Source organism: Streptomyces sp. NPDC001852 (assembly GCF_042891825.1).
GTDB lineage: Bacteria > Actinomycetota > Actinomycetes > Streptomycetales > Streptomycetaceae > Streptomyces.
In genome coordinates this window covers 1-15,121 of the sequence record NZ_JBIATN010000028.1, presented here as the reverse complement: position 1 = coordinate 15,121, position 15,121 = coordinate 1, and the positions used below count along the sequence as shown (strand labels likewise).

Sequence of the window (15,121 nt, the reverse complement as noted above, 5' to 3'; positions counted from 1 at the left end):
CAGGGACTTCACATGACCACCCCCGCCGCCGACGGCTTCCGCATGCCCGCCGAGTGGACCCCGCACGAGCGCACCTGGATGGCGTGGCCGGGCCCCAACCCCACCTTCGACGACCCGGACGACCTCGCCGCCTCCCGCGTCGCCTGGGCCTCGGTGGCCCGCGCGATCCGCCGCTTCGAACCCGTGACCGTGGTCTGCGGTCCCGGCCAGTCCGCCGAGGCGCAGGCGCTGCTCGGCCCGGACGTCGACACCGTCGAGCGCGACCTGGACGACGCCTGGATGCGGGACATCGGCCCCACGTTCCTGACCGACGGCAAGGGTGAACTGGCCGCGGTGGACTGGACGTTCAACGGCTGGGGCGCGCAGGACTGGGCCCGCTGGGAGCACGACGCCAAGATCGCCGCGTATGTCTCGGACCTCGCGGGCGCGAAGACGTACGCCTCGAAGCTCGTCAACGAGGGCGGCGCGATCCACGTCGACGGCGAGGGCACCGTGCTGCTGACCGAGACGGTCCAGCTCGGCCCCGAGCGCAACCCGCACTGGTCGAAGGAGGAGGTCGAGGCCGAGATCCACGCCCACCTCGGCACGAGCAAGGCGATATGGCTGCCGCGCGGCCTGACCGGCGACTACCCGCCCCACGGCTTCGGCACCCTCGGCCACGTCGACATCGTCGCCGCCTTCGCCCGGCCCGGCGTCGTGGTGGCGCACTCCCAGCCGGACCCGGCCCACCCCGACCACGAGGTCACCAAGGAGGTCATCGACATCCTGCGCTCCCGGACCGACGCGCGGGGCCGTGCGCTGGAGGTCGTCGAGGTCCCTGCCCCGACCGTCCTGGAGGCCGACGGCCACTGGGCCGACTACTCCTACATCAACCACTACATCTGCAACGGCGGCGTGGTGCTGTGCGGCTTCGACGACCCCCGCGACGAGATCGCCGCCGGGATCTTCCGCCGGCTCTTCCCCGAGCGGACCGTGACCCTGGTGGACGCGCGTGCGATCTTTGCAGGCGGGGGCGGCATCCACTGCATCACCCAGCAGCAGCCGAAGGTCCGGTGACGCCGGGGTTCAGGTAGAACATACGCGTGGATGTACTGCTCTGCGCCGCGTGCGGCCACCGGCCGGCCGAACCGGTCCGGCGCCTCGACGAGATCCCCGGGTTCCCCGGCCGGGACGGGCTGCCCGGGCCCGACGGGCTGCGTCGGCCGCCGGCGCGGCTCCCGCGCGGCGGCTACGCCGTCGACCCGCTGCCCTACGGGGCGCCGTTCGTCCCCGTCCCTGACGACGAGGAGTACGACGGGGTGGTGCCCGGCGGTAAGTGGATGTCCGACGAGCGCGGCTGCGGCCCCGACGGGGAGCACGGCGTCAACCGCCTGTGCTCCTGCGGTGCCGAGGTGGCGATCGTGGCCGCCGACTGCACCAGCGAGTACTCCACCCGGTTCGTCCCCGACGCCGTACGGGCGGTTCCCGCATGAGCGAGACCCCGCCCCCCCGCCGCCGTACCCCCGCCCCGCCCCGCGAGGAGGTACTCGCCGCCGCCATGGACATGATCGCCGAGCGCGGTCTGGAGAAGCTCACCATGGCGGCGCTCGGCCGCGAGGTCGGGATGAGCAGCGGCCATCTCCTGTACTACTTCCGCTCCAAGGACGAGCTTCTGCTGCGGACCCTGGAGTGGAGCGAGGGCAGGCTCGGCGCGGAACGGGGCCGGCTGCTCACCGGCCCCGCAACCGTCGCCGAGCGCCTGTCGGCCTACGTCGACCTGTACGTCCCCGACGGCCACCGGGACCCCCACTGGACGCTGTGGCTCGAGGTCTGGAACCGCTCGCAGAACGCCGACGACGACGCGCGTGCCCGTCAGGTGGCCATCGAGGGCGCCTGGCACCGCGACCTGGTCGCACTGATCGCCGAGGGCGTCTCGCGCGGCGAGTTCCGCCGCGTCGACGCCGACCGCTTCGCGACGCGGTTGCGCGCGCTGCTCGACGGCTTCTCCATTCACGTGGCGATCGGCCTGCGCGGCACGGACCGGCACCAAGTCCTGGCACATGTACAGGAGTTCATCGCGGATTCCCTGCTCGCGGACGACCCCCGCCCATGAGTCCCCACCTCGTCCACGACGTCCCCGACGGCCTGACCCGGCGAGCCCGGTCATGCGTCGGCACGCACGGAGTCAGGATCGACGTCCGGCCCGTCGAAACCCACCGGCGGTGGTGGCTCGAACGAGGCATCCCCGCGCCGGTGATCGACCGCATGGCGGCGTACCAGCAGCGCTGGGGCGGCCTGCTCCTGCCGCCCGCCGCGCGGTACGACGGAGGACCCCGGTACCTCGATCCCGACTCGCCGGAGGGGTCGGACTCCGAGGGGTGGTGGTTCGAGGCCGGGCTGCAACGGACCGCGGTGCCCTACTCGTTCATGATCGGTCCGTCGGGTGAGTTCGGCATCCACGCGGAGCGGTGGGTGCCCCTGCACGCGACCGTCGAGGGCTGGGTGGAATCACTCGCACTGGCCCACCACGCGGCCATGTGGGCGCAAGGGATCACCAAGGTCGTCGGCGAGGACGTCGACCGCATCGAGCGCGACGGCCACGAGCCGGTGGGCGAGGTGAGGGGCCTGGCGGACACCTGGTGGCGCGGGGCCGACTCGCTGGTGGCGGTCTGCACGGGGGAGGCCGAAGCCCTCTCCTTCCCCCGCGGCCGCACCGCGGTGATCTACTCCGGCCTCGACGACCGGGGGCTGCGCGGAGGCGGGTGAAGGAATCGGTTGCTCCGGGGCCGGGCATGTACCGGCGCATGGGACGACAACACTGGAAGAGGATCTGGGTCGGTTCGGCGGGGAACATGGTGGAGTGGTTCGACTGGTTCGTGTACGCGAGCTTCGCCACCTACTTCGCCGGAGCGTTCTTCCCGAGCGGCAATCCCACGGCCCAACTCATGAACACCGCGGGCATCTTCGCGGTCGGTTTCTTCATGCGCCCCGTGGGCGGCTGGCTGCTGGGGCGGGTCGGCGACCGCAAGGGCCGTAAGGCGGCGCTGACGCTGACCGTGACGCTGATGTCGGCGTCGGCGATCCTCATCGCCGTCGCCCCGACCTACGCGGTCGCCGGATACGGCGGCGCGCTCGTGCTGCTCGTCGCCCGCCTGCTGCAGGGCCTGTCGGTGGGCGGCGAGTACGCGGCCAGCGCCACCTATCTGACCGAGGCCTCGGACCCGGGGCGGCGCGGGTTCGCCTCCAGCTTCCAGTACGTCTCCATGACCGCCGGGCAGATCGTCGGCCTCGGACTCCAGATCATCCTGCAGCGGACCATGTCCGACAGCGCGCTGCACAGCTACGGCTGGCGCGTTCCGTTCGTCGTGGGCGCGCTCGGCGCGGCGATCGTCTTCTATCTGCGGCGCAGCATGCTGGAGACCGAGGTCTACGAGGAGGACGCCTCGCACGCCGAGGAGCGCGGCACCCTGCGCGCCCTGTGGCAGCACCGGCGGGAGGCGTTCCTGGTCATCGCGCTCACCATGGGCGGCACGGTCGCGTACTACACGTACACCACCTATCTGACCAAGTACCTGTCCAACTCGGCGGGACTGCCCAAGCAGACGGCGACGCTCGTCTCCTTCACCGCGCTGATCGTCTTCGCCTGCCTCCAGCCGCTCGCGGGCGCCCTGTCCGACCGGATCGGCCGGCGCCCGCTGCTCATCACCTTCGCGATCGGCTCCACCGTCCTCACCGTGCCGATCATGACCCTGCTCAAGCACGCGGGCAGCTTCTGGCCCGCGCTCGGGCTGGCCCTGCTCGCGCTGGTCGTCGTCACCGGCTACACCTCGATCAACGCCTGTGTGAAGGCCGAGCTGTTCCCGACCGGCATCCGCGCGCTGGGGGTCGCCCTGCCGTACGCCCTCGCCAACGCCCTGTTCGGCGGCACCGCGGAATACGTCGCCCTGTGGTTCAAGAAGGCCGGGATCGAGTCCGGCTTCTCCTGGTACGTGGCGGGCTGCGCCGCCGTATCCCTTGTCGTGTACGTCACCATGCGGGAGACGAGGGACCTGGACCTCGCCCGGGTGAGGGACCGTACGGATTCCAGTCTGACGACCGCATCCTGAGACGGTCCGTGAGCCGGGGGCGGGGCTGTGCCAGACTGCCCCCGTGCTCTCGTTCGCCATGATTATTGGCAGCAGGCGCGCCGGTCCGCAGTGACCACCTCGTACGACCAGGTGCGGGTGGCCACCGTCGTCCTCGACCCGCGCGCAGACCTCTCGCACCCGCGAGGGGTTTTTTCGTTTTCCGGCCCACCCGCAGCCGGGAGCGGTGCGCGAGGGACCATTGGGGGGACGGTGGAGCCGGTCATTCCGGTAAGACCGAAGATCCACAACAGGAGCCTTGAGACCATGACCGAGACGGCAACCAGCGAGCTCGACGACTCGTTCCACGTCTTCGACACCACGCTGCGCGACGGCGCGCAGCGCGAGGGGATCAACCTCACCGTCGCGGACAAGCTCGCCATCGCACGGCACCTGGACGACTTCGGCGTGGGCTTCATCGAGGGCGGCTGGCCCGGCGCGAACCCCCGCGACACCGAGTTCTTCGCCCGCGCGCAGGCGGAGATCGACTTCAAACACGCCCAGCTGGTCGCCTTCGGCGCCACCCGCCGTGCCGGCGCCAAGGCCGCCGAGGACCCCCAGGTCAAGGCCCTGCTCGAGTCCGGCGCCCCGGTGATCACCCTGGTCGCCAAGTCGCACGACCGGCACGTGGAACTGGCGCTGCGCACCACCCTGGACGAGAACCTGGAGATGGTCCGCGACACCGTGTCGTACCTGAAGGACCAGGGCCGCCGGGTCTTCGTGGACTGCGAGCACTTCTTCGACGGCTACCGCGCCAACCCCGAGTACGCCAAGGCCGTCGTCCGTACGGCGGCGGAGGCCGGCGCCGACGTCGTGATCCTCTGCGACACCAACGGCGGCATGCTGCCCGCCCAGATCCACGCCGTCGTCTCCACGGTCCTCGCCGACACCGGCGCCCGGCTCGGCATCCACGCCCAGGACGACACCGGCTGCGCGGTCGCGAACACGCTCGCCGCCGTGGACGCGGGCGCGACCCACGTGCAGTGCACGGCCAACGGCTACGGCGAGCGCGTCGGCAACGCCAACCTCTTCCCGGTGGTCGCGGCCCTGGAGCTGAAGTACGGCAAGAAGGTGCTGCCCGAGGGCAAGCTCCGCGAGACGACCCGGATCTCGCACGCCATCGCCGAGGTCGTCAACCTGACCCCCTCCACCCATCAGCCGTACGTGGGCGTGTCGGCCTTCGCACACAAGGCCGGCCTGCACGCCTCCGCGATCAAGGTCGACCCGGACCTGTACCAGCACATCGACCCCGAGCTGGTCGGCAACACCATGCGCATGCTGGTCTCCGACATGGCGGGCCGAGCCTCCGTCGAGCTCAAGGGCAAGGAACTCGGCATCGACCTGGGCGGCGACCGCGAACTGGTCGGCCGGGTGGTCGAGCGGGTGAAGGAGCGCGAGCTCAAGGGCTACACCTACGAAGCCGCCGACGCGAGCTTCGAGCTGTTGCTGCGGGCCGAGGTCGAGGGCCGCCCCCTGAAGTACTTCGACGTCGAGTCCTGGCGGGCCATCGTCGAGGACCGCCCCGACGGCACCCACGCCAACGAGGCCACGGTGAAGCTGTGGGCCAAGAGCGAGCGCATCGTCGCCACGGCCGAGGGCAACGGCCCGGTCAACGCCCTCGACCGCGCGCTGCGCGTGGCCCTGGAGAAGATCTACCCGCAGCTCGCCAAGCTGGACCTGGTCGACTACAAGGTCCGCATCCTGGAGGGCGTGCACGGCACCTCCTCCACCACCCGCGTCCTGATCTCCACCTCCGACGGCGCCGGCGAGTGGTCCACGGTCGGCGTGGCGGAGAACGTGATCGCCGCGTCCTGGCAGGCGCTGGAGGACGCGTACACCTACGGGCTGCTGCGGGCGGGCGTGGAGCCGGCGGAGTAGTCACAGTGGAGGCATGACCGACGCCGATGTGCTGTCCCGGGCCCGCGTGGCCACCCGGCTGCCCGCCGGGGACCTGGAGCGGGCCCGGCGCTTCTACGCCGAGAAGCTCGGCCTGAACCCGGCGGACGAACGCCCGGGCGGCCTGCTGTACCGGTGCGCGGGGGCGGAGTTCGTCGTGTTCCGCTCCACCGGCTCCTCGCCCGGCACCTTCACCCAGATGGCCTTCGAGGTGGACGACCTGGCGGCGGCGGTGACCGAGCTGAGGCGGCGCGGCGTGGTGTTCGAGGACGTGGACGTCCCCGGCCTCCGCACCCGGGACGGCATCGCCGAGGTCGAGGGCAACTACCCGAGCAAGGGCGCGCGCGGCGAGCGGGGCGCCTGGTTCCGCGACAGCGAGGGCAACCTGCTGGGCATCGGCCAGCCGGTCTTCTAGGCCCTGTCGTCAAACTCCCGTCGTTTGCCCGAAGGGCGGCCGCGCGGCGTCAGGTGCGTGCTCTGGGGGAGGGAGTTTGACGACAGGGCCTAGTGCCCCGGCAGGCAACGTCTGCCCGTTGGGGCGGTAGCTCAGGGCGCCCGCCAGATGTTGTCGAAGGCCGCGTTCTCGATGCGCCGCCGCTCGCGTACCGCCCCCAGCTCGGTCACCGCGTCGCCGACCGCCACCAGGACCGTGACGACCGCCTCCTCGCCGGGCTCCTCCTCGGGAGGCCGCTCGCCCTGGATGCCCAGGGTGGCGCCGAGCCCGGCGAGGACCGGCTCACGGGACCACCAGCGGTCGGCGGCGTGGCGCCGGGCCGGGGTGTCGGCGGCCGCTGCCTTGTCCGCCCGGTGCGGCCAGCGGTGCGGCTTGCCGGAGAGCTGCCCGGAGGTGTCCAGCACGTCACGGTAGGCCGTGGCCAGCCCCTCCCCCCGGCGCCACAGCCAGTCCTCCACCGTCTCGTACGGCTCCTCGCGCACGAGCGCGGCCCCCGCCTCGTCCAGCATCCGGTCACCGGTGGTCAGCGCGGGCCCGGGCACGATGCGCTCACCGTCCAGGGTGAGAGCCCGCGCCCCGAGAAGATCGATCAGCTCGGCCCCCGCGAGGGCCAGCGACAGATCGCCCGCCTCGACGGGATGATCGCCGGGCACGTCGAGGCTGACGAGGAACAGATCCTGCGGTGTGGTCATACCACCACCATGGGCCGTGGGGGACCGATACGCAGCGCGGCGCACCGATCCCGGTCGGCAGGAGTCCCCAGGGGGCGGAGCCCCCTGGGGGACGTCAGTGGCGGCGCCGTGCGTCCTACTGCAGCATCCACTTCTGGTTCGCGGCGCCCGTGCACGACCAGATCTGCGCCCGCGCCCCGTTCGCCGACGAGTCGTCCGTGACGTCCAGGCACTTGTTCGCCGCCGTGTTCACCACATCACCGGTCGAGGCGTTGTACGACCACTGCTGGGCACCGGTGCCGTTGCAGTCGTACAACTGGACCTTGGCACCGTCCGCCGTCGAACCCGAGGTCACGTCCAGGCACTTGCCGAGCGCCTGGACCGACCCGTCGGCCGCCACGGTCCACCGCTGCGCGACGGTGCCGTTGCAGTCGTAGAGCTGCACCGCCGTACCGTTGGCGCTCGAACCGCCCGCCACGTCCAGGCACTTGCCGGCCAGGCCGACGAAGGAGCCGCTCCGTGCGCCGCCGTCGGACTGGGTGCCGGACCAGGTGAAGGTGGCCGAGGTCCTGCCGGGCAGCGAGTAGGTGGCGTGCTCGGAGCCCCAGTCGATCGTCACCGTCTGCGCCGAGGAGGAGCCGTTGTACGCGATCAGTGCCTTGCTGCCGTCGGGGTTGCGCCAGGCCACGTTCGGCACGGTGGTGGACGCCGTGGAGGCGATCCGCTGGGCGCCCGGCCGGACGAACTTGGTCAGGTGGCCCATGTCGTAGTACTCGACGGTGTAGTCCACGGTCCCGCTCGCGCCGTCCCCGTCGTGCACGGTGACCAGGCCCGTGCAGGTGCCGCAACCACCGTTGTGCGGACCGCCGTTCTGGTCCACGGCCAGCGACCACTTGGTCACCGACTTCGCCCAGTTGCGGGTGTAGTCGATGATGTTGGACATGTCCTCGTGCTGCTGGTCGGCGATCCAGGTGCCGCCGGAGTGCTCGGTGCCGAAGGCGTCCAGCGAGGGGTACTGGTCGTGCACGGTGGTCTGCTTGGTGACGTCACCGCCGTAGCCGTGCCAGGCGATCCCGCCGAAGTTGGGGTGGTTGCGGATCGCCGGGTCGTCCACGGACTGGGCGGCGTAGGAGTCGTAGGTGTCCCAGTTCCAGTCGTGGGCCAGGACCTTGGTGCCCAGCCCCGCCGACTGCAGCTGCGGCAGCAGGTCGTTCTTGAGGAAGTACTGGATGCCGGACGCGTTCCAGCTCATCGACGGGTAGCCGGAGCAACAGGTCGGCTCGTTCTGCGGGGTGACGTACGAGACGTCGATCCCCTGGGCCCGGTACGCCTGGAGGTACTTCACGAAGTAGGCGGCGTACGTCCCGTAGTCCTCGGCCTTCAGCCAGCCGCCGTCGAGCGAGCCGCTGTCCTTCATCCAGGCGGGGGCGGTCCAGGGGGAGGCCATCACCGTCAGGGCCGGGTTGAGCTGGAGCGCCTGCCTGGTGAGCGGGACGACGTCCGCGAGGTCGTGGGAGACGGAGAACTTCGTCAGGGACGGGTCGGTCTGGCCGGACGGCACGTCGTCGTACGTGTAGCCGTACCGCGCGAGGTCCGAGGCGCCCATCGGGTTGCGCAGGAACGACAGTCCGATGCCGTCCGTCGGCGAGAACAGCATGCGCATGGTCGCGTCCCGGGTCGCCTGGGACAGTGCCCCGCTGCTGTTCAGCAGCCAGGCCGCGGTGTCCGTGAAGGACGCACCGCCGCCGGTGAAGGTCTGGTAGCGGGTGTTCTCGTCCACGGTGATGTTCGTGCCGTCGCCGCCCGTGCCGGCCTGGAAGGCGAACGGCGCCTGGGCCTGCAGACCGCGCACGACATGCCGCCCTGCGGAGTCGTCGGTGGTGGTGAGATAGGCAGTGACCTGCTCGCCGGCCGCGTGCGCGGGGGGTACGGCGGCGGTGAGGCCGACGGTGGAGAGCAGCCCGGCCAGCAGCAGCCGGACCGCGCGGGGGGATCTCCTCATGTGCGTCGCCCTTCCTCTCGGGTCGACAGAACCGGTGGGGGTGCAACTGACGTGCCGTCTTGACGGGTTGGTGCGCCGTTAGTTAACTCACGACGTGATCTAAGCCATGAGTGAACCACGAGAGCCGAGGGAAGGTCCATGCCGAGAACCGCCCTGCTCGTCTCCGGGGCCCTGCTTGCCGCCCTGTTGCCCCTGTCCGCCGCCCAAGCCGCCACCCACGCCGCCGACGACCCCGCCCCGCTCCCCGTCGACCGCTTCGAGGGCGAGGTCCCCTTCGCCGCCCAGCCCGCCGACGGCATCTTCACCTGGGGAAGCGACGCCGACGACCCGCCCACCCTGCACCTCACCGACCGTGCGGACGCCCCCGAGGGCGCCAAGGTCCTCACCGGCACCTACGACATCAGCGGCTACGGCGGCTTCACCCACGACTTCGCCGCCGACCGGCCCGCCCACGACTGGTCCGCCCACCAGGGCGTCCGCTTCTGGTGGGAGGGCCGGAACAACGGCCGGAAGATCGCCTTCGAGATCAAGGACGGCGGCGCGAACGGCGAGGCCTCCGAGCTCTGGACGACGTCCTTCACGGACAACTTCACCGGCTGGAAGCAGATCGAGATCCCCTTCACCGACTTCCAGTACCGCACCGACTACCAGCCGGTCGGCGGCATCGACCACGTCCTCGGCCTCACCCGGATGTGGGGGTACGCCGTCACGCTTCCGGCCGGCACCAAGGGCGACTTCGCCATGGACGACGTCGAGCTGTACGGCAAGGCCGACCAGTCGCTGCGCGCCTCCGTGGGCACCGACGCGCCCGTGTACCCCGTCAGGGCGGGCGGCACCGCCGAGGTCAGGGTCACCCTGGCCACGACCGGAGACCTGCCCGTCGACGAGCCGGTGACGGTCACCTACACGACCGAGGGGGGCACCGCCACCGCCGGCCACGACTACGCCCCTGTCGAGGGCACCCTCACCTTCCCGGCCGGGACCGTCTCCGGAACGTCGAGAACGATCGAGGTGCCCACGCTCAGGGACAAGGCGCCCGCACCCGCGAAGACCATCCCCCTCAAACTCACGGTCACCGGCGCCAAGCCGCCCGCCGAGACCCCGCAGGTCGTCATCGACGCGCACGGACTGCCGTACCTGAACAGCAGGCTGCCCGTGCGCAAGCGCGTCGCGGATCTGCTGTCCCGCATGTCCCTGGAGGAGAAGGCCGGGCAGATGACCCAGGCCGAGCGCGGGGCCGTCGGGGGCGGGGGCGACATCGCGACGTACGCCCTCGGCTCGCTGCTGTCCGGCGGCGGCTCCACGCCCACGCCCAACACCCCCGAGGCATGGGCGAAGATGATCGACGGCTTCCAGCTCCGCACCCGGGCGACGCGCTTGCAGATCCCGCTGGTCTACGGCGTCGACGCGGTCCACGGCCACAACAACCTGGCCGGCGCCACGATCATGCCGCACAACATCGGCATCGGGGCCACCCGGGACCCCCAACTCGCCCAGCGGACAGGCGCCGTGACGGCCGCCGAGGTCCGGGCCACCGGCATCCCCTGGGACTTCGCGCCCTGCCTGTGCGTGAGCCGGGACGAACGCTGGGGCCGCTCCTACGAGTCCTTCGGCGAGGACCCGGCCCTCGTGCAGTCCATGGAGACCATCATCCAGGGCCTCCAGGGCCGGGCCGACGGACGGGACCTGAGCCGCAACGACAAGGTGCTCGCCACCGCCAAGCACTTCGTCGGCGACGGCGGCACCGCGTACGGCTCCTCCACCACCGGCACCTACACCATCGACCAGGGCGTCACCACGGTCACCCGGCAGCAGCTTCAGGACATCCACCTGGCGCCGTACAGGACGGCCGTCGAGCGGGGCATCGGCACGGTCATGCCCTCGTACTCCTCCCTCGACATCGTCGGCGACGGCCAGGGCGCGGTGAAGATGCACGCCCGCGGCGACATGATCAACGGCGTGCTCAAGGGCCGGATGGGCTTCGCCGGCTTCGTCATCAGCGACTGGAACGCCATCGACCAGCTCCCCGGCGACTACGCCACCCACGTCCGCACGGCGGTGAACGCGGGCGTCGACATGATGATGGTGCCGTACGGCTACAAGGACTTCAGCGGCACGCTCGTCGACGAGGTGGAGGCGGGCCGGATCAGCGAGAAGCGGATCGACGACGCCGTCTCCCGCATCCTCACCCAGAAGTTCAGGCTGGGCCTCTTCGAGCACCCGTACGCCGACACGTCCGGCGCCGCCGCCATCGGCTCCCCGGCCCACCGGGCGATCGCCCGCCGGGCCGCCGCCGAGTCGCAGGTGCTGCTGAAGAACAGCGGCGGGCTGCTGCCCCTGAAGAAGAGCGAGAAGGTGTACGTCGCCGGGTCCAACGCCGACGACCTCGGCAACCAGACCGGCGGCTGGACCCTCACCTGGCAGGGCGCGTCCGGCACCCACACCCAGGGCACGACCATCCTCCAGGGCATGCGCGAGGCCGGCGGCAACGTCACCTACTCCAAGGACGTCTCGGCCCCGACGGACGGCTACGACGCCGGCGTGGTCGTCGTCGGCGAGACCCCCTACGCCGAGGGCGTCGGCGACGTCGGCAACGGCCACAGCCTCCAGTTGTCGGCCGCCGACCAGGCGGCCGTGGACAAGGTGTGCGCGGCCATGAAGTGCGCGGTGCTGGTCGTCTCCGGCCGCCCCCAGCTGATCGGCGACCGGCTCGACCGGATCGACGCGCTGGTGGCCTCCTGGCTGCCCGGCACCGAGGGCGAGGGCGTCGCCGACGTCCTCTACGGCGAGCGCCCCTTCACCGGACAGCTCCCCGTCACCTGGCCGAAGTCCGAGTCCCAGCTGCCGATCAACGTCGGCGACGCGTCGTACGACCCGCAGTTCCCCTACGGCTGGGGCCTGACCACACTCACCGGCGTGCCGCGCGGCGGTGCGGCCACCCTGAAGGCGCTGGGTGCGGCGGCGACGGCGGCCGAGCGCAGGGGCGACGCCCGGGCCGGCCGCGAGCTGGTGACCAAGGCGCGGCTGCTCGTGCAGCAGAAGGCCGGTGAGCGGATGACGGAGGCCCTGGCCAAGCCCTTCGCGGACGCCGACCACCTGCTGCTGACCGGCCGGTACGGAAAGGCGGTGGAGAAGCTGATCGAGGCATACCGGGCCGCGTAGCGTCGGCCTGTATGACCGATTACGGGAGGCTTCGGGTAGCTTCGAAGGATGAAGGCCGTCCTGCGGACCCGAAGCCTCCCAGCCCTGCTGCTGGCCGCCCTCGCCCTGGTCGTCGTGTCCGCGTTCGCCCCCGTGGCGAGCGCGGACACGAGCATCTCCGCCGTCGCCCAGGCCCTCCGCAAGAGCCCGGTCTACGTCGATCCCGCCGCCTCGGCCCAGCTCCCGAAGGCGGACGCGGACGCGCTGGCGAAACGCATCAGGGCCGCGAACAGACCGCTGTTCATCGCGGTGCTCCCGGCCGGCTACCCGACCACGAACCTCTTCGCCGACCTCCGCGCGGCCACCGGCATCACCGGCCTGTACGGCATCCGCCTCGGCGACCGCTTCGACGCCCGCGCCGACTCCTCCGTGATGCCGGCGACGGCCCGGCGGAACCTGGTGGCGAGCGTCCAGGGCGAATCGGCCAAGGCCCAGCTCACCGACTTCACCGACCGCGCCCTGGCCAACATGGGCGGCCACGCCCCGAAGAGCTGGGGCGCATCCGGCGGGGGATCCTCCGCCACGGCCCTGATCGCGGTGGCCGCGGTGCTGGTGGCGGGCGGCGCGGGCGCCTACGCACTGGTGCGCCGGAACCGCCGTCGGCACGCCGAGGAGCAGCGGGCCGCCCTGGACCGCCTCCGGGTGGTCGTGGACGAGGACATCACCGCCTTCGGCGAGGAACTGGACCGCCTCGACTTCCAGCCCTCCGAGCCCGGCGCCGACGACGCGATGCGCGCCGACTACGCACACGCCCTCGACGCCTATGACACCGCCAAACAGCGCATGGCGCAGGCGGGTCGGCCGGAGGACGTCCGCACGGTCACCGAGGCCCTGGAGGACGGCCGTTTCTCCCTCGCCCGGCTGGCCGCCCGCCGCGAGGGCCGGCCCCTGCCCGAGCGCCGCCCGCCCTGCTTCTTCGACCCGCGCCACGGCCCCTCGGTGACCGACGCCACCTGGACCCCGCCCGGCGGCGCCGCGCGTCAGGTCCCGGTCTGCGCGGCCGACGCCACCCGGCTGGCCGACGGCCGCGACCCGGTGATCCGCGAGGTCGACACGGAGTACGGCCGCCGCCCCTACTGGGACGCGGGCCCCGCCTACGGCCCCTGGGCGGGCGGCTACTTCGGCGGCGGCATCCTCCCGGGCCTCCTGGTCGGCACCCTCCTCGGCGGCATGATGGCCACCCCGTCGTACGCGGCCGACTACGGCTCCGGGTACGGCGACTTCGGCGGAGGTGACTTCGGGGGCGGCTACGAAGGCGGCGACGTCTCCGGCGCGGACTTCGACGCCGGGGACTTCGGGGGCGGGTTCGGGGACGGCGGCGACTTCGGCGGGGGAGGGGGAGACGGCGGCGGAGACTTCGGCGGGGGGTTCTGACCGGGGGGCTCATCCCTGGGGGCTCATCCCTGAGGAGCGGAGGGGCCCCTGGGGCCCCAGCCGTTCCATCAGCCCGGCCGCCGGTGCCGGCACGCCGCGCTCGGTCTCGCCGAGCGATCCGAGCACCCCGGCCGGGCCCGGAGCGTCACGCGTTCTTGATGGCCGAGATGTCGAAGTTCAGCTTGATCTTGTCGGAGACGAGCATCCCGCCGGTCTCCAGTGCCGCGTTCCAGGTCAGGCCCCACTCGGAACGCAGGATCTCGGCCCGGCCCTCGAAACCGACGCGCTCGTTGCCGAACGGGTCCTTCGCGGCGCCGTTGAACTCCAGGTCGATGGTGATCGGCTTGGTCACGCCGAGGAGGGACAGGTCCCCGGTGATGCGGTAGTCGTCGCCGCCCAGGGCCTCCGCCTTGGTGGAGCGGAAGGTCATGACCGGGAACTCGTCGGTCTTGAAGAAGTCGGACGACTTCAGGTGACCGTCCCGGTCGGCGTTGCCGGTCTCGATGCTCTCCATCGTGACGTCGAGCGTGGCCGTGGACTTGGCGGGGTCGGCCCCGTCCAGGTGCAGGGTGCCGGTGAAGTCCTGGAAGGCGCCCTTGACGTTGGTGACCATCGCGTGGCGCGCCACGAAACCGATCGTCGTGTGCGCCGGGTCGATTGTGTAGTCGCCGGTCAGCGCGGTCAGGTCGGGGCCGGCGGCGGGGGTCTGCGGGGTGCTGTCCTTGCGGCTGAAGATGCCCATGGGGTCCTCCTGGAGGTTTCTGTTTAACGTTCAACGAACTTAACGACTCCGACCGTAGACCTATTCCGTCCGGTTTTCAACAATCGCGACCGACTTCCGGCGGGCCGGTACGGTGGGGCGCCTGCTTCTCCGAGGCTCCGTGTCACTCTGGGGATGGCATGTGCCGACGGCGAATGTGGGGTGGCTCCCGGGTGACGGCTTTGTGCCTCCTCTACAACCCCGACGCCCTGTAAGCAGTCGGAACGCCTGCATGCGGTCAGGGTTCTGTTCACTGACACCAGGAAAACGGGCCGGAGACTGTACAGAGTCAACGGCTCGCTTTCCTTGGTGTCCTTCGTAAGGTCGCTACATGACCGTTTTGGAAGAGACGACGGGTGAGCCGACCGGCGAGCCGACGGACGCGCGCGGGCGGGTCGCCGAGCTGCACGAGATCCGTGCGCAGGCGGTGGCGGGCCCCAGCGAGAAGGCGACCGAGGCGCAGCACGCCAAGGGCAAGCTGACCGCGCGGGAGCGGATCGAGCTGCTCCTGGACCCGGGGTCCTTCCAGGAGGTCGAGCAGCTGCGCCGGCATCGCGCGCAGGGTTTCGGGCTGGAGGCCAAGAAGCCGTACACCGACGGTGTGATCACCGGCTGGGGCACGGTGGAGGGGCGTACGGTCTTCGTCTACGCGCACGACTT

At 71.4% G+C, this 15,121-nt stretch carries 13 protein-coding genes; 10 read left to right on the top strand and 3 right to left on the bottom strand.

What is annotated here, in order from left to right:
* Positions 1-12: 12 nt before the first annotated feature.
* The 7 genes from ACFYZB_RS35670 (at position 13) to ACFYZB_RS35640 (ending at position 6,414) form a co-directional block, all read left to right on the top strand.
* A complete protein-coding gene (locus ACFYZB_RS35670; RefSeq protein WP_388765588.1) occupies positions 13-1,056 on the top strand; it encodes an agmatine/peptidylarginine deiminase in 1,044 nt (347 codons plus the stop codon).
* Positions 1,057-1,082: 26 nt separating this feature from the next.
* Positions 1,083-1,472 carry a hypothetical protein gene (locus ACFYZB_RS35665; RefSeq protein WP_388765586.1) on the top strand — a complete coding sequence of 130 codons (390 nt, stop codon included), beginning with the start codon at positions 1,083-1,085 and terminating at the stop codon, positions 1,470-1,472.
* Positions 1,469-2,092, top strand: a complete 624-nt coding sequence (locus ACFYZB_RS35660; protein ID WP_388765584.1) for a TetR/AcrR family transcriptional regulator — start codon at positions 1,469-1,471, stop codon at positions 2,090-2,092. Before ACFYZB_RS35665 ends, ACFYZB_RS35660 begins: the two co-directional genes overlap by 4 nt.
* Positions 2,089-2,745, top strand: coding sequence for a hypothetical protein (locus ACFYZB_RS35655; protein ID WP_388765582.1), 657 nt, complete (start codon positions 2,089-2,091; stop codon positions 2,743-2,745). Before ACFYZB_RS35660 ends, ACFYZB_RS35655 begins: the two co-directional genes overlap by 4 nt.
* 38 nt (positions 2,746-2,783) lie before the next feature.
* Positions 2,784-4,085 (top strand): MFS transporter, encoded by a 1,302-nt coding sequence (locus ACFYZB_RS35650; RefSeq protein WP_388765580.1) that lies wholly within the window; start codon positions 2,784-2,786, stop codon positions 4,083-4,085.
* A gap of 285 nt (positions 4,086-4,370) precedes the next feature.
* Positions 4,371-5,981: a citramalate synthase gene (gene cimA, locus ACFYZB_RS35645; protein ID WP_388765578.1), complete on the top strand. Its 1,611-nt coding sequence runs from the start codon at positions 4,371-4,373 to the stop codon at positions 5,979-5,981.
* Positions 5,982-5,994: 13 nt separating this feature from the next.
* Positions 5,995-6,414, top strand: coding sequence for a VOC family protein (locus tag ACFYZB_RS35640; RefSeq protein ID WP_388765576.1), 420 nt, complete (start codon positions 5,995-5,997; stop codon positions 6,412-6,414).
* 131 nt (positions 6,415-6,545) lie between these two features.
* On the opposite strand, the gene ACFYZB_RS35635 is transcribed toward ACFYZB_RS35640, so the two are convergent.
* Positions 6,546-7,145: a GPP34 family phosphoprotein gene (locus tag ACFYZB_RS35635; RefSeq protein ID WP_388765574.1), complete on the bottom strand. Its 600-nt coding sequence runs from the start codon at positions 7,143-7,145 to the stop codon at positions 6,546-6,548.
* Between the two features lie 115 nt (positions 7,146-7,260).
* Positions 7,261-9,126, bottom strand: coding sequence for a lectin (locus ACFYZB_RS35630; protein ID WP_388765572.1), 1,866 nt, complete (start codon positions 9,124-9,126; stop codon positions 7,261-7,263).
* Between the two features lie 138 nt (positions 9,127-9,264).
* Here ACFYZB_RS35630 and ACFYZB_RS35625 point away from each other — a divergent pair, with 138 nt between their 5' ends.
* Positions 9,265-12,288, top strand: coding sequence for a carbohydrate binding domain-containing protein (locus ACFYZB_RS35625; RefSeq protein WP_388765570.1), 3,024 nt, complete (start codon positions 9,265-9,267; stop codon positions 12,286-12,288).
* A 48-nt stretch (positions 12,289-12,336) separates the two neighbouring features.
* Positions 12,337-13,701 carry a hypothetical protein gene (locus ACFYZB_RS35620; RefSeq protein ID WP_388765567.1) on the top strand — a complete coding sequence of 455 codons (1,365 nt, stop codon included), beginning with the start codon at positions 12,337-12,339 and terminating at the stop codon, positions 13,699-13,701.
* A gap of 145 nt (positions 13,702-13,846) precedes the next feature.
* On the opposite strand, the gene ACFYZB_RS35615 is transcribed toward ACFYZB_RS35620, so the two are convergent.
* On the bottom strand, positions 13,847-14,443 hold the full coding sequence (locus tag ACFYZB_RS35615) for a YceI family protein (protein ID WP_388765566.1): 597 nt from the start codon (positions 14,441-14,443) through the stop codon (positions 13,847-13,849).
* 349 nt (positions 14,444-14,792) lie between these two features.
* Between ACFYZB_RS35615 and ACFYZB_RS35610 the strand changes: the two genes are divergently transcribed.
* Positions 14,793-15,121 (top strand): carboxyl transferase domain-containing protein (locus ACFYZB_RS35610; protein WP_388765564.1); only part of this gene is annotated, 329 nt, incomplete at its 3' end.

Excerpts from the sequence above, each read along its gene's own strand:
- ACFYZB_RS35670 (WP_388765588.1), top strand. The coding sequence starts at position 13 with ATGACCACCCCCGCCGCCGACGGCTTCCGCATGCCCGCCGAGTGGACC.
- ACFYZB_RS35660 (WP_388765584.1), top strand. The coding sequence starts at position 1,469 with ATGAGCGAGACCCCGCCCCCCCGCCGCCGTACCCCCGCCCCGCCCCGC.
- ACFYZB_RS35655 (WP_388765582.1), top strand. The coding sequence starts at position 2,089 with ATGAGTCCCCACCTCGTCCACGACGTCCCCGACGGCCTGACCCGGCGA.
- ACFYZB_RS35650 (WP_388765580.1), top strand. The coding sequence starts at position 2,784 with ATGGGACGACAACACTGGAAGAGGATCTGGGTCGGTTCGGCGGGGAAC.
- cimA (WP_388765578.1), top strand. The coding sequence starts at position 4,371 with ATGACCGAGACGGCAACCAGCGAGCTCGACGACTCGTTCCACGTCTTC.
- ACFYZB_RS35640 (WP_388765576.1), top strand. The coding sequence starts at position 5,995 with ATGACCGACGCCGATGTGCTGTCCCGGGCCCGCGTGGCCACCCGGCTG.
- ACFYZB_RS35635 (WP_388765574.1), bottom strand. The coding sequence starts at position 7,145 with ATGACCACACCGCAGGATCTGTTCCTCGTCAGCCTCGACGTGCCCGGC.
- ACFYZB_RS35630 (WP_388765572.1), bottom strand. The coding sequence starts at position 9,126 with ATGAGGAGATCCCCCCGCGCGGTCCGGCTGCTGCTGGCCGGGCTGCTC.
- ACFYZB_RS35625 (WP_388765570.1), top strand. The coding sequence starts at position 9,265 with ATGCCGAGAACCGCCCTGCTCGTCTCCGGGGCCCTGCTTGCCGCCCTG.
- ACFYZB_RS35620 (WP_388765567.1), top strand. The coding sequence starts at position 12,337 with ATGAAGGCCGTCCTGCGGACCCGAAGCCTCCCAGCCCTGCTGCTGGCC.
- ACFYZB_RS35615 (WP_388765566.1), bottom strand. The coding sequence starts at position 14,443 with ATGGGCATCTTCAGCCGCAAGGACAGCACCCCGCAGACCCCCGCCGCC.